The 14,173-nt window shown below is 29.7% G+C and carries 16 protein-coding genes; 12 read left to right on the top strand and 4 right to left on the bottom strand.

The window, feature by feature from the left end:
* The first annotated feature begins 28 nt into the window (after positions 1 to 28).
* Genes L8W55_RS00245 through L8W55_RS00230 form a run of 4 tightly spaced genes read left to right on the top strand, consistent with a single transcriptional unit; the run spans position 29 to position 4,124 of the window.
* Positions 29 to 1,168 carry a hydrogenase small subunit gene (locus L8W55_RS00245; RefSeq protein ID WP_263676793.1) on the top strand — a complete coding sequence of 380 codons (1,140 nt, stop codon included), beginning with the start codon at positions 29 to 31 and terminating at the stop codon, positions 1,166 to 1,168.
* Positions 1,169 to 1,170: 2 nt separating this feature from the next.
* Complete coding sequence (locus L8W55_RS00240) at positions 1,171 to 2,886, top strand: nickel-dependent hydrogenase large subunit (protein ID WP_263676791.1); 1,716 nt, start codon at positions 1,171 to 1,173, stop codon at positions 2,884 to 2,886.
* A 15-nt stretch (positions 2,887 to 2,901) separates the two neighbouring features.
* Positions 2,902 to 3,594, top strand: a complete 693-nt coding sequence (gene cybH / locus L8W55_RS00235; protein WP_263676788.1) for a Ni/Fe-hydrogenase, b-type cytochrome subunit — start codon at positions 2,902 to 2,904, stop codon at positions 3,592 to 3,594.
* Positions 3,591 to 4,124, top strand: coding sequence for a HyaD/HybD family hydrogenase maturation endopeptidase (locus tag L8W55_RS00230; RefSeq protein WP_263676787.1), 534 nt, complete (start codon positions 3,591 to 3,593; stop codon positions 4,122 to 4,124). The genes cybH and L8W55_RS00230 overlap by 4 nt, the downstream gene beginning before the upstream one ends.
* A gap of 21 nt (positions 4,125 to 4,145) precedes the next feature.
* Here L8W55_RS00230 and L8W55_RS00225 read toward each other — a convergent pair whose 3' ends face one another.
* Positions 4,146 to 4,568, bottom strand: a complete 423-nt coding sequence (locus L8W55_RS00225; protein ID WP_263676786.1) for a PepSY-like domain-containing protein — start codon at positions 4,566 to 4,568, stop codon at positions 4,146 to 4,148.
* A gap of 133 nt (positions 4,569 to 4,701) precedes the next feature.
* Between L8W55_RS00225 and gltX the strand changes: the two genes are divergently transcribed.
* The 3 genes from gltX to L8W55_RS00210 are packed head-to-tail and all read left to right on the top strand — an operon-like array spanning position 4,702 to position 7,924.
* Complete coding sequence (gene gltX, locus L8W55_RS00220; protein ID WP_263676785.1) at positions 4,702 to 5,997, top strand: glutamate--tRNA ligase; 1,296 nt, start codon at positions 4,702 to 4,704, stop codon at positions 5,995 to 5,997.
* A 1-nt stretch (position 5,998) separates the two neighbouring features.
* Positions 5,999 to 6,286, top strand: a complete 288-nt coding sequence (locus L8W55_RS00215; protein ID WP_263676784.1) for a YggT family protein — start codon at positions 5,999 to 6,001, stop codon at positions 6,284 to 6,286.
* Positions 6,287 to 7,924 (top strand): lytic transglycosylase domain-containing protein, encoded by a 1,638-nt coding sequence (locus L8W55_RS00210; RefSeq protein ID WP_263676782.1) that lies wholly within the window; start codon positions 6,287 to 6,289, stop codon positions 7,922 to 7,924. It abuts the gene before it with no gap.
* Here L8W55_RS00210 and L8W55_RS00205 read toward each other — a convergent pair.
* Positions 7,812 to 8,306: a hypothetical protein gene (locus L8W55_RS00205; protein WP_263676780.1), complete on the bottom strand. Its 495-nt coding sequence runs from the start codon at positions 8,304 to 8,306 to the stop codon at positions 7,812 to 7,814. The two genes, L8W55_RS00210 and L8W55_RS00205, sit on opposite strands and share 113 nt — an antisense overlap.
* An 86-nt stretch (positions 8,307 to 8,392) precedes the next feature.
* On the opposite strand from L8W55_RS00205, the gene mobB reads away from it, so the two are divergent.
* The 5 genes from mobB to L8W55_RS00180 are packed head-to-tail and all read left to right on the top strand — an operon-like array spanning position 8,393 to position 12,766.
* Complete coding sequence (mobB, locus tag L8W55_RS00200) at positions 8,393 to 8,872, top strand: molybdopterin-guanine dinucleotide biosynthesis protein B (protein ID WP_220566249.1); 480 nt, start codon at positions 8,393 to 8,395, stop codon at positions 8,870 to 8,872.
* A 9-nt stretch (positions 8,873 to 8,881) separates the two neighbouring features.
* A complete protein-coding gene (locus L8W55_RS00195; protein WP_263676778.1) occupies positions 8,882 to 9,730 on the top strand; it encodes a class 1 fructose-bisphosphatase in 849 nt (282 codons plus the stop codon).
* Positions 9,730 to 9,924, top strand: coding sequence for a hypothetical protein (locus L8W55_RS00190; RefSeq protein WP_263675498.1), 195 nt, complete (start codon positions 9,730 to 9,732; stop codon positions 9,922 to 9,924). The genes L8W55_RS00195 and L8W55_RS00190 overlap by 1 nt, the downstream gene beginning before the upstream one ends.
* 13 nt (positions 9,925 to 9,937) lie before the next feature.
* The gene (gene metG, locus L8W55_RS00185; RefSeq protein WP_263676776.1) at positions 9,938 to 11,824 is read left to right on the top strand and encodes a methionine--tRNA ligase; all 1,887 of its coding nucleotides are present in this window, start codon (positions 9,938 to 9,940) and stop codon (positions 11,822 to 11,824) included.
* On the top strand, positions 11,825 to 12,766 hold the full coding sequence (locus L8W55_RS00180; RefSeq protein WP_263676775.1) for a hypothetical protein: 942 nt from the start codon (positions 11,825 to 11,827) through the stop codon (positions 12,764 to 12,766). It begins immediately after the preceding gene.
* A gap of 56 nt (positions 12,767 to 12,822) precedes the next feature.
* On the opposite strand, the gene L8W55_RS00175 is transcribed toward L8W55_RS00180, so the two are convergent.
* Positions 12,823 to 13,395: a YceI family protein gene (locus L8W55_RS00175; protein ID WP_263676774.1), complete on the bottom strand. Its 573-nt coding sequence runs from the start codon at positions 13,393 to 13,395 to the stop codon at positions 12,823 to 12,825.
* 62 nt (positions 13,396 to 13,457) lie between these two features.
* The gene (gene queC, locus L8W55_RS00170; RefSeq protein ID WP_263676773.1) at positions 13,458 to 14,123 is read right to left on the bottom strand and encodes a 7-cyano-7-deazaguanine synthase QueC; all 666 of its coding nucleotides are present in this window, start codon (positions 14,121 to 14,123) and stop codon (positions 13,458 to 13,460) included.
* Between the last annotated feature and the right edge of the window lie 50 nt (positions 14,124 to 14,173).

Raw genomic sequence — 14,173 nt, 5'->3', positions numbered from 1 at the left:
GATATTTCTATTATTTAAGGAACAACAAATGAGTGATTTAGATATTTTTAATCGCCGTTTAGACGCATTAGAAAAACTTCCTCTTTTGAAAAATGAGATTTCTATCTCTAAAGCCTTAGAGCAATCAGGTTTTTCAAGAAGAGATTTTATGAAATGGGCTAGTGCAATGACTGCATTTTTAGCACTACCTGCTAGCTTTGCTCCAGTAGTTGCAAGAGCTGCTGAGCTTAGTGATAGACTTCCAGTGATTTGGCTTCATATGGCTGAATGTACAGGATGTTCTGAGAGTTTATTAAGAAGTGATGCTCCTACTATTGATAGTTTAATTTTTGATCATATTTCTTTAGAATATCATGAAACTATAATGGGTGCAGCAGGTTGGCAAGCTGAGCATAATCTTGAAGCTGCTATGGAAAAATATAAAGGTAGATATATTTTAATGGTAGAAGGTGGTATACCAACAGGTGCTACAGAAAACTTTTTAACCATAGGACCACACGGTAAAACAGGAAAACAAATAGCACAACAAGCTTGTGATAATGCTTTGGCTATTTTTGCTATAGGTACCTGTTCAGCTTTTGGTGGTATTCAAGCTGCTAGACCTAATCCAAGTAATGCTGTAAGCTTAAGCAAAGTTACAAATAAAACAGTTATTAATGTTCCAGGCTGTCCTCCAAGTGAGAAAAACATTATAGGTAATGTGATTCATTATATATTGTATCAGACATTACCAGCACTTGATGCTTACAATAGACCAAAATGGGCTTATGCTTTAAGAATTCATGATCTTTGCGAAAGAAGAGGACGCTTTGATGCGGGTGAGTTTGTGCAACAATTTGGTGATGAGGGAGCGAAAAAAGGATATTGTCTTTATAAAGTAGGTTGTAAAGGACCTTATACTTTTAATAACTGTTCAAAAGAAAGATTTAATCAACATACTTCATGGCCGGTACAAGCTGGACATGGTTGTATAGGTTGTTCTGAACCGGATTTTTGGGATACTATGGGACCTTTTGAAGAAGTGATGGCAGGAAGGTTATTTGATACTGTTTATGGCTTGGGTGCGGATAGTATTTCAGATAAAATAGGTATAGGTGTGCTTTGTGTAACAGGTGTTGCTGTTGCTGCGCATGCTGTGATTGCTTCATTAGAAAAGAATAAGGATTAAGAATGTCAAAAAGAATTATTATAGATCCACTTACTAGAATAGAAGGACACTTAAGAGTTGAAGTGGTAGTTGATGAAAATAATGTTATTAAAGAAGCATATTCAGGATCAACTCTATGGAGAGGTTTAGAAACTATTGTAAAAGGTCGTGATCCAAGAGATGCGGGCTTTTTAACTCAAAGAATTTGTGGTGTTTGTACTTTTTCACACTATAGAGCAGGGATTATTGCAGTGGAAAATGCTTTAGGTATTACTCCACCATTAAACGCAGTTTTAACTAGAACTTTAATGAATGCAGCTTTATATATGCATGATCATCCTGTGCATTTTTATCAACTTCATGGGCTTGATTTTGTTGATGTTGTAAGTGCTTTAAGTGCTGATGTAAAAAAAGCAAGTGATGAAGCATTTAAATATACCGATATGCCTTATGCAACAGGTGCAGATAAACTTTTAGAAGTACAACAAAGACTAAAAACCTTTGTAGATAAAGGAAATCTTGGACCATTTGCAAATGCTTATTATGGACACGCAACTTATCGCTTTACTCCTGAGCAAAACCTTATTGCACTTTCACATTATTTAGAATGTTTAAGAATTCAAAGAACAATAGCTCAAGCTATGGCAATTTTTGGTGCTAAAAATCCTCATCCACAAAGTTTAACAGTAGGTGGTGTAACTTGTGTTATGGATCTTTTAAACCCATCAAGAATGGCTGAATATATGACTAAATTCCAAGAAGTAGCTGATTTTATTAATCGTGCTTATTATCCGGATTTAATCATGGCAGCAAAAGCTTATTCTAAAGAAGCAAGCGTATTAAATGATGTAGGGGTAAATAACTTCTACACCGAGAGAGAATTCCAAGTTTCAAGTGATGAGTGGTTGTTTGAAGGTGGTATTATTAGAAATGGTGATTTGAGTAAGGTTGAAGAAGTAGATGAAGCTAAAATCACCGAAGAGGCTACAAGAGCTTGGTATGCAGACAATGAAGCTTTACATCCTTATGATGGTAAAACCAATCCAAACTATACAGGCTTAGTTGATGGTGAAAGTATTGATGATAAAGGCAATATGGTTCATAGTAAGGTATTTGATACCAAAGGTAAATACAGCTGGATTAAAGCTCCAAGATATGAAAATTTACCTATGCAAGTTGGACCATTAGCAAATATTTTAGTTAATTATGCTAAGGGTAATAAAATCGTAGTAGAAGCGGTTGATTCATTCTTGAAAGCTACGAATTTACCAGTTAAAGCACTTATGAGTACTTTAGGAAGAACCGGTGCTAGAGCAATTGAAGCTAAAATCATTGCTGATCATGGTTTAAAAGCATTTAATTCTTTGGTTGAAAATTTAAAAACAGATGAAAGTACTTGTGCTACTTATGTAATTGATAAAAACAAAGAATACAAAGGTAGATTTATGGGAAGTGCGCCTCGTGGTGCGTTGAGCCATTGGTGTAGAATTAAAAATGGTGTAATTGAAAATTGGCAAGCAGTAGTACCTTCTACTTGGAATGCAAGTCCAAAAGATGCAAATGGAGTAGGTGGTAGCTATGAGCAATGTCTTATCGGTATGAAACTAGCTGATGTTAAACAGCCTTTGGAGGTAATAAGAGCTATTCACTCTTATGATCCTTGTATAGCATGTGCTGTGCATGTAATGGATACTAAAGGCAATAATCTTAGCGAGTATAAAGTAAATGTAAATTTATAAGGAAAGGACTTTAGTATGGATTCTAAACATTCCTTAAAATCAAACAGAAAGGCCGAGTATGAATTTAGTATCGGCCTTCGTTTTACACATTGGTTAAGAGCGGTTGCAATCGTGATTTTAGTGGGAACTGGATATTATATTTCTTATGTTTTCCAAGCTCCTTCTATTTCATCTGAACCGACTTTATTTATGCAGGCAAAATACCGCATGGTGCACCAAATTTTTGGTTTCATCATGATAGCTTGTGTGCTTTTTAAAACATATTTGTTCTTTTTTGATCCAAAAAGTGCAAATGAAAGAAGAAGTATCAAAGATATTTTTAATGTAAAATTATGGATAGATCAGATTAAATTTTACATTTTCTTAGGAAAGCACCCGCATTTACAAGGTGTGTACAATCCTTTGCAATTTGCAACTTATTTTTTCTTTTATCTTGTTATGTTTGGGCTTATTTTAACGGGATTAATCCTTTATATGCATGTGTATCATGAAGGCTTGGGTGGATTTTTATACAATATCTTAAGACCTATTGAGGTAATGTTAGGTGGATTAGCTGATGTTAGAACCTACCATAGAATTTTAATGTGGGTTGTGTTGATTTTTGTTCCAGTGCATATTTATATGGCTGTGTTTAACTCAGTTAAAGGCAAAGATGGTGCTTTAGATGCTATCTTTAGTGGTTATAAATTTGTAAGAGAAAATCATTGAAACTTCTAATCTTAGGCATTGGTAATATTATGTTTGCAGATGAGGGCTTAGGCGTTCATCTTTGCAAACTTTTAGAAAAAAATTATAAGTTTTATCACGAAAAAGACTCAGTGAGCTTTGTAGATGGTGGAACTTTGGCTTTGCAACTTAGCTATATTATAGCTGAATATGATGAAATGGTTGTGATTGATTGTATTGCAGCAGATGATGCTAAGATCGGAGATATTTTTTTCTTTCCTTATGATGCAATGCCAAAAAAAGTTAATTGGAGTGGTAGCGCACATGAGGTTGAAATGCTTCAAACTTTACAATATATGGAGCTTATGGGAGATTTACCTAAAACTCAAATTTTAGCCTGTGTGCCAAAACGCATAGAACCATTGAGTTTTGAACTTTCAAAAGAAGTCTTGAATGCTTTAGAAAAAATGGAGAAAATTTTACTTGATTTTTTAGAGAAAAAAGGCTTTGCTTATGAGAGAATTGCTAATTATAATATACAAGAGCTTGCTCTAAATTCTTATAAAAGCTAAGCAAAAAGCTTAGCTTAATTTTTAATCATCAAATTTTTGTCCTAAGAAATTTCCATTTACATCAGTATAAATTTCCATCATATTATTTAGTTTAAATTTATAACCTTGAATTTCTTTTTCAACTTTAATTATACTTGCATTTGGGTGCATTTTCTTAATCGTTGCTAAAACATTTGGACTTAAAAAAGAAGTATCAATTGGTCTGTATTTTGCATCAATTTCTTTCCAATCTCCATTGATAAAAAACTCAAGTTCAGTTCCATTATCTAAATAAACATCAAAACTATCAATATCTTGTTTAACTAAAGCAATGTTTGAGCCTGTAAAATGTTTTTGTATAAAATTTTTAGAATTTGCCGGTAAAGCATTTACACCTACAACCATATCTCTTGCAAAAACACAACTTGCTAGAGTTAATGCCGCTAAAGCTATTTTTAATTTCATTTTTTATCCTTTAAATTGAATTATTTGTGAAATCATATAAATATTGAGTGAATTTTATGTGAACTTTGTTTTTTTAAAATAAATAGCAAGTATTTAATTGTATAATGATAAAAAAGTTTTAAAAGGATAAATAATGTATAGGTTTGCACCATCGCCTACTGGAGATATGCATATTGGAAATTTAAGAGCAGCTTTGTTTAATTATATTAAAGCAAGACAAGAAAATACAGATTTTATTTTGCGTATTGAAGATACGGATAATGCTAGAAATATTACTGGAAAAGAAGAAGAAATAAAAGCTATTTTAAAAGAATTTGGTATAACTTGGCAGCATTATTATGTACAAAGTGAGAATTTGAAATTTCATCGTCAAATGGCTTTAAAGCTAGTAAGTGAAAAAAAAGCTTTTGCTTGTTTTTGTACTGAGGATGAGTTAGCGCATAAAAAAGAATTAGCTAAAAGTAAAAATCAAGCATATAGATATGATGGCACTTGTGAAAAATTAGCAGATATTGATGTGTTAAATTGTGAGAAACCTTTTGTAATCCGTCTTAAAAAACCTCAATCACAAATGCAATTTACTGATTATATTAAAGGCGAGATTAGTTTTAATCCTGAAGATATTGATAGTTTTGTGATTATGAGAGCAGATAAAACCCCAACTTATAATTTTGCTTGTGCGGTTGATGATATGCTAGAAGGTGTTACTTGTATTATAAGGGGAGAAGATCATGTTTCAAATACTCCTAAGCAAGAACATATTAGAGCTAGTTTGGGTTATGATAAAAGTATGACTTATGCACATTTACCTATCATTTTAAATGAAGAAGGTGTTAAAATGAGCAAAAGAGAGGCTCATTCTAGTGTAAAATGGATGCTTGATAATGGATATTTAGCAAGTGCTATTGCAAATTATTTAATCCTTTTAGGCAATAAAACTCCAAAAGAGATTTTTACCTTAGAAGAAGCCATAGAATGGTTTGATTTGAAAAAAGTTTCAAAATCTCCCGCAAGATTTGACACTAAGCGTTTAATGCAAATTAACCGTGAGCATATAAAAATGCTTGATAATGATAAATTAAATTCTTTGTTGAATTTAGGTAAAGATGTAGCGGAGCTTGCAAAATTTTATACTCAAGAAGCTAGCACGCTAAATGAGATAAGAGAAAAAATACAGGCCATTTTTGCAGTTAAAAATTATAATGAATTTGAAAATGAATGTAAGTTGATTAAAGAGATTTTAAAAGATTTGGATTTACCTCAAGAATACGATGAGTTTAAAAAGATTTTGATGGAAAAAACAAATTTAAAAGGTAAAAATTTCTTTATGCCTTTGCGTTTAGTATTAACAGGGGTTACTCACGGACCTGAAATGAGTGAAATTTATACTTTAATTAAGCCTTTTGTTGAAGAAATTATAAAGGAGTAAAATGGGAGTTGGAACAAGTTTGATTGTATCTTTGGTGCAAATTTTTTCTTTAGTGATTGAAATTTATGTATGGATTGTAATCATTGCTGCATTGATTTCTTGGGTAAGGCCTGATCCGTATAATCCTATAGTGCAAATTTTATATCGTTTAACTAATCCTGCTTATGCTTTTGTAAGAAGATTTATCCCTACTACTATAGGAAGTATTGATTTAGCACCTTTGATTATTATTTTAGGATTAAAATTTATTCAAATATTTTTATCAAATTTAATTTTAGGAAGTTTATAAGTGTTGAAAAAAAGTGTAGTATTGCTTTTAGCCGGAGTAGTTTTTGCAAATAGTGCTATGTATTCTTATAAAGAATTAGAGCAAAAACCAAATTCTTTGGCTAAGGATTATTATTTATATCGTTTATTAGAAAAAAATGAATTTAAAAAAGAAGAAGTTGAGGGTTTAAAAGAACATATTTATCGTTATGCAGGGCGTATTAAAAATGCTATTGAAACGATTATTCCACCTTTGGGATATAATAAAGAATATGAAGCTTGTTATAAATTTAACACGCAAAATATCTTAGATGCTAATGCTACTTGTCAGCTTATAAGATTAAACAGTTTAACTTTTATACAAGATCTTAATGCTTCAACGCGTAATGAGATGAAAAAAATTATCCCACAAGATAATCCAAATTTAGTAAAGCTTTTAGAAGCTTTTAATACTAAAGATCCTCTAAGTTATGCAATTTTAAATTATGATAGTGCAAATTTTTATAAAATTTATGGCTTTTTAAAAGATAAAAAGGATTTTTTCTTAGAAAAAGATTTTGCTGATGAATTAGCAAAAGAAAAAGAATTTACAAATTTTGTAAAAGAAATTATCATTAAGAAAAAAAGTCCATTGATAAGAAAATCTTTGGTCAATGTGGATGCAAATTTAACTTTTCAAGATAATGCTTTTTATCTGGGAGTGAATGCTATTTTAGAAAATGACGATAAAAAAGCACTGGAATTTTTCCAAGTAGCAAAAGATACTTTTAAAAGCAAGCCTTTAGCAGATAATGCAAATTTTTGGATTTATTTAATCACTCAAGATAAAAAGTATCTTGATGAGCTTGCTCAAAGTGATTCTTTAAATATTTATAGTCTTTATGCAAGAGAGTTAAAAGGCTTGCCTTTGCCTAAAATAGAAAAATTAAAGCCAAAAAAACAAAAAAATGATTTTGATATGAAAGATCCTTTTGCTTGGCAAAAACTTGCAAAAGAAATTGCAAAAGGCACTCCTAATGAGCTAGAAAAACTTGCAAAAGATTTTTATACTAAAGAAAATATCGCTATTTATGCTTATATTAAAGAAAGAGCTGAGGGTTTTAAAAAACATTATTTCATTATGCCTTATTTTGAGTATTTAAAAGATTATTCTATACAAAGAAAGGCTATGATTTTAGCTTTAGCTAGACAAGAAAGTCGTTTTATACCAACAGCCATTTCTACTTCTTATGCTTTAGGTATTATGCAATTTATTCCATTTTTAGCTAATCATATAGGCAATAAAGAATTGCAAATTCCAAATTTTGACCAAGATATGCTTTTTGATCCAAAAACAGCCTATACTTTTGCAAATCATCATTTAGATTATTTAGAATCTAAACTTAATTCTCCGGTATTTGTGGCTTATGCTTATAATGGAGGTATAGGATTTGCTACTAGAATGCTCAAAAGAGAAGATATGTTTAGAGCGGGAAAGTACGAGCCATTTTTATCTATGGAACTTGTTCCTTATGCAGAAAGTAGGGTGTATGCTAAAAAAGTTTTAGCTAATTATATTGTGTATTTGCATCTTCTGAACGATAATACACCGATTTCGAAATTTTTTGAAACTTTAACTCAAAACACTGATTCTCAAAACACAAATCAAGTTGTAAAATAGGTTTTTGTACCAACTCATCAAGGGTGATTTTGTAATAACTTGCATAATCACTTTTGATGATATATTTAAACAACTCATCATTTTGATCTAAGGCTTTTAAGTTAGTTTTTTCTCCATCTATGAGTATTGAAATTTGTTCTTGTTTGATATTGATATTTGGTAAAAAACTAAGCACAAAAACTTCTTTTTGGCTTTTTTTATCTAATACAGGATTTAGATAACTTAACAAAGCAACTACTCTATTATCTTTATAATTAAAATTGATTTTTTGTGCATACATAAGAGTTTGGCTTTTTAAATCGATTTCGCTTTGTTTTTGGGTTTTATTTGAGCATGCAGTAAAAATAAGTGTTAAAAAAATAATCATATAAATTTTTTTCATTTTTTATTCCTAATTTTTTTATAATTATAAGCTTTTAACTTTTAAAAAGATATAATTTTGTTTATTTTCTTTGATTTAAGGAAGTTATGAAAAGATTAGCAATGGCTTTTAGTGGGCCTTCCAATTCAGGTAAAACAACTTTAATAACTCAAGTTGCTAAATATTTTATGGAACAAAATTATAAAGTATGTATTATAAAACATGATCCAAAAGATAAAGCAAGTTTTGATATAGCAAAAAAAGATAGTTTTAAATTTTTTCAAAGTGGTGCTGATGTAATGGTTTTAAGCCCTACGAGGACAACTTTATTTACACATTCTCCAAGTACTTTAGATGAAGCTATTTCCAAACTAGGGGAATTTGATTTTTTATTTATAGAGGGCTTAAAAACCTTAGATATGCCAAGAATTAGTGTTTTTTGCAAAGAAGTAGATGAGAGCTATTTTGCTTATTCTAAGGCTATTGCAAGCTATGAGAAAATCGAAAATAAAAATTTAACTTGGCTTTATTTGGATGATTTAGAAAGTATTTGTGATTTTATATTAAAAAATTCAAAAAAAGTATAGGGGTAAAATATGCAAGAATTAATTAACGATATACAAAAAGCAGTGATTGAAATTTCAAAAGAACTTAGATATTTAAAAGATTTTGATTATACTACTTCTCAAAATGCCACCGGAGATAATCAATTAAAACTTGATGTAAAAAGCGATGAGATTATTACTAGAATTTTAAAGCAAAGCAAAGGTATAAAAAGCTTAATTAGTGAAGAAAAACAAGAGCAATTATTAATCAATGAAAATGAAAAATACGTCGTTGCTTATGATCCTTTAGATGGCTCATCTTTGGTGGATGTGAATTTTGCTATAGGTTCTATTTTTGCTATTTATGAGCAAAAGGCTAGTGCAAAAAATCTAAAAGCAGCAGTTTATGCTATTTATGGTGTACGTTTAGAGCTTATAGTATGCATAGATACTCCTAAGCTTTATAGGTTAAATGAAAATGATGAATTTGTTTTTGTCAAGGATTTAAAATTAAACGAAAAAGGCAAATTAAACGCAAGTGGTGGGACACAAAAAAATTGGTTAAATACTCATAGAGCTTTTATAAAAGCTTTATTTGATGAAGGATATCGCTTAAGATATTCTGGTGCTATGGTGAGTGATTTACACCAAATTTTACTCAAAGGTGGAGGATTATTTTCATATCCTGCAACAAGTGATGCGCCAAATGGAAAATTAAGAGCATATTTTGAGGTATTTCCTTTTGCTTTTATTTTTGAAAAAGCAGGAGGGCTTTCTACTAATGGAGAAAATGATTCTTTGCTTGATTTAGAATTTGAAAAAATCCATGCAAGTACGCCATGCTTTTTGGGTTCAAAATATGAAATTGAAAAACTAAAACAAGCTTACAAAGGGCTTTAATGGCTGAAGTTAAAGATGAATTTGAGCTAGCTTTAGAAGTTAAAAAAAATGAACTTCAAGCTTGTCAAAATGATAAAAACTTAAAATCTTGTTTACCTTGCTCTATGGTTTTTGAATGCTCTTTAAGAAAAGAGTATATTGATGCAGTTTATAAGAGTATGTCTAAAGGTAAAGAAGGTGGATTTGATTTTTAATTAAAGGTTGAAAATGCGTTATATTACTACTCCGATATATTATGTAAATGATGTGGCTCATATTGGTCATGCTTACACTACGATTATAGCAGATACTTTGGCTAGATTTTATCGCTTGCAAGGAGAAAAAACATTCTTTTTAACAGGTACAGATGAACATGGCCAAAAGATAGAGCAAGCTGCTAGTGCTAGAAATTTTACCCCTAAAGAATATGCAGATGAAATCAGTTCTAAGTTCAAAAAACTTTGGGATGAGTTTGAGATTTCTTATGATTATTTCATTAGAACTACAGATGAAAATCACAAGTTAAGCGTACAAAAAGCATTTAAAAAAATGTTTGATAAAGGTGATATTTATAAAGGAACTTATGAAGGCTTTTATTGTGTTTCTTGTGAGAGTTATTTTACCCAAACTCAGCTTGTAAATGAGTGTCATTGTCCAGATTGTGGTAAAAAAACACAGCTTTTAAAAGAAGAAAGTTATTTTTTCAAGCTTTCTAAATATCAAGATCAAATTCTTAAATGGTATAAAGAAAAAGAGCCGATTTTACCTAAAAATAAGGCTAATGAATTAATCCATTTTGTAAAAGGTGGCTTAAAAGATCTTTCTATTACAAGAACAAGTTTTGAATGGGGTATAAAACTTCCGAAAGAACTAAATGATGAAAAACATGTGGTGTATGTTTGGCTTGATGCTTTGATGAATTATGTGAGTGCTTTGGGCTATGGACTTGATGATAAAAATATGGATCTATGGCCTGCTCATATTCATTTTGTAGGTAAGGATATCTTGCGTTTTCATGCAGTGTATTGGCCTGCGTTTTTGATGAGTTTAGAACTTCCTTTACCTAAATTTGTAGCAGCACATGGTTGGTGGACTAAAGATGGTGAAAAAATGAGCAAATCTAAAGGCAATGTAGTAGCACCTAAAGAAGTAGCAGATACTTTTGGTTTAGAAGCTTTTAGATATTTTTTACTCAGAGAAGTTCCTTTTGGCAATGATGGGGATTTTTCACAAAAAGCATTAATCACTAGAATCAATGCAGAATTAAGCAATGAGCTTGGAAATTTATTAAACAGAATTATCGGTATGAGTGCTAAGTATTCTCAAAATATTATTGATTGTAAAGATGTGAATTTATATTTTAATCAAGAATTAAACGAATGTAAAGAGTATTTAGATAATGCGATCAATGCTTTGGAAAATATTCAGCCAAATCGCTATTTAGAAGAGCTTCTTAAGGCTTTGTCTTTAGCAAATTTAAGTATTAGTAAGTATGAGCCTTGGAATTTAATTAAAAATGATCAAATGCAAAAAGCTAATGCCTTAGTGGCTTTATGTGCTAATATTTTAACAAAAGTTACTATTTTACTTTCAGCTGCTATGCCAAAAACAGCTTTAAAAATTGCCAATGCTTTAAATTTTGAAATTTCAAACGAAAACTATCAAAAACTAATTTTAAATAATCAATTATGCGATTTAAAATCAAGTGCATGTGAAGCTTTATTTCCAAAAGTTGAATTAACCCAAGAAAATAAAAAAGAAGAAAAAGTAGAAGAGAAGCCAAGCTTAGCTCAAATTAAAATTGATGATTTTAAAAAAATTGAAATTAAAGTAGCACTAGTAAAAGATTGTCAAAATATAGAAGGCAGTGAAAAGCTTTTAAAATTTCAACTTGAACTTGAAAATGGTGAACTAAGACAAGTGCTTTCGGGTATTGCTAAATTTTATAAAGCTAGTGAGTTAATAGGTAAGCAAGTTTGTGTGATTACCAATCTAAAAAAAGCTAAAATTTTTGGCCATGAAAGCCAAGGCATGATTTTAAGTGCCCAAAAAGGTGAAAAATTAGTTTTAATTAGTCCACAAAGTTTTATAGAAAATGGGGCCATAATAGGCTAAATGAATATTTCTAATTTTATTGAGCTTGTTAATGCCCAAGTTTTAAACTATGGAGCAACTTCTAGTGTTTATGATTTTAGTATAGATTTAAACAAAGTCAAACAAGCAAGTGTATTTTTTGCTAAGAATAATGAACAAGCTAGTTTTGCTATAAAACTTGGAGCTTATGTTATAGTAAGCGAGGAGAAATTAAATCTTGAAGATAAAGATGTGTTTTATCTTCAAGTTGATGATCTTGAAGAAGCTATTTTTAGGCTTTTTAGATTTTTATGCGAAGAAAAATCTTATGAATTTCTACACTGTAATCATGTAGAATTAAAATTTGCAAAAGCCTTTAATTTTAAAGCCTTAAACTCAAATATTTTATTAGATTTTGATCTTTTAAAAAATTCTAAAGAAAAAACTTTCTTTTGTTCTGATAATGAAAAATTTATTTTAAAATTAAAATCAAATTTTCATACCTTAAAAGCTTGTAAATATGAAATTTTAGGCTCAAAATCTTTATTTCAAACGAGTTTGCTTTGTAAAAATTTGTATTTTAAAGATTTAAAGTTTGCATTTTTTTATGCAGATATTTTTGCTAGTTTTATTGAATTTATAGAAAGTCAAAAATTACCCTTTAGTTTTAATGATAAAAAATTAGAACTTTTTAAAGCCTATTTTTTGAACTCAAAAAATGAAATTTGTGCTTTTGGGGGTAGTTCTAGAGTGGTTTTGCTTGTAGAAAATGAAAAAGACTTTGATTTTATAGCGCAAAAACTTCAATATACCAAGGGCTTTAAAATCGCATTAAGAAATTCATTATTTTGTGATTTTTCCTATGTAAATTTAAATGAATTAAAAAATTTTTTTGATTTTAAATATTGTCTGATCAAAGAAAATAAAGAAGACTTTTTAGAATACTTTCTTACTCAAGAAAAAAATATTAGTTTGTTTGATTAATTATTTTAATAAGTAATAAAATTAGCATTTTACTTTAGAGTAAAATGCTTTTTAAATTATTTTTCGTTAATTTCTGCTTCGATGTTGATTTGCACTTCATCACTAAGTGTCAAGCTAGAAGTATCAGGTGCAAATTTAAAATCACTTCTTTTAATTTGTCCTTGTAAAGTAAATCCTGCCTTTTCTTTACCGTTATCTGTTTTAATAACCCCACCAATTTCAGTATCTAAAACGATATCTTTAGTTACACCAGCAATGTTTAACGAACCATACATTTTACCTTTTTCATTAGAAATTTTTTCATATTTACTCATGGTAAAAGTGATGTTTGGATGAGTTTTTGCTTTGAAAAAATCATCTTGTTGTAAATGAGCATCTCTTGCTTTATTTTCAGTATTTATAGAAGCAACTTTTACATTTGCTTGAAGTTTGTTAAATTCAAATTTAGCACTATCAAAATCAATCACCGCATCATAGTCTTTAAAATTTCCATTTACATTACTAATTTGTAAATGTTTGATTTTAAAAGCTACATTTGTATGAGCTTTATCTAGAATAAATTCTTTACTTAAAGCATTGCTTGCTAAAATAGAAGCAGCTAAAAAAGAACCAAGTAGTAATTTTTTCATGTTTTCTCCTTAATATTTAAAAATGCAAATTATACAAACGAAAATAAAATGAAAATAAATTTTTAAATATATTCTATAAAATCTTTCACATTAGCTTCTTTAAAGCCTTTTAATCTTAATAAACAACTATCGCATTTGCCACAAGCTTTATCTTCTCTTTCATAGCAAGACCAAGTATGCTCTAAGGCTACCTTTTCTTTTAAGGCTAAATCAACTATTTGTCCTTTACTTAGATGAACTAGTGGGGTTTTAATTGTAACATTACAAGTTTTTGTTGTGCCTTCATTGATAAACTCACTCGCTTTTTGTATGAAATTAGCACTACAATCAGGATAACCACTGCTATCTTCTTGCACTACTCCTATGAAAATACTTTCGCATTTTTCTTTTTCGGCTATAGCTCCTGCAATAGATAAAAAAATGCCATTTCTAAAAGGAACATAAGTATTTGGAACTTCTTTTTCGTGTAGTTTTTCTTTGGGAATTTCTAAATTTAAATCCGTTAAAGAGTTACCACCGATATTTGCTATAAATGAAACATCTAAAATATATTTTGTTTTTATATTAAGTTTTTCACAAGTTTTATTAAAACATTCTCTTTCTTTAAACATGGTGCGTTGATTATAATCAAAATGCAAAGCAATGATTTCATATCCTTCTTTTTTGGCTAAATATGCACATAAAGTACTATCCATACCACCACTTATAATACAAAGAGCTTTTTTCATACTTTTCCTTAATTTTGATATAATTTGAAATTATAAAATCAAAAGGATAA

This window comes from Campylobacter sp. FU_520, assembly GCF_025772385.1.
GTDB lineage: Bacteria > Campylobacterota > Campylobacteria > Campylobacterales > Campylobacteraceae > Campylobacter_D > Campylobacter_D lari_C.
This window is presented reverse-complemented; position numbering and strand designations above follow the sequence as displayed.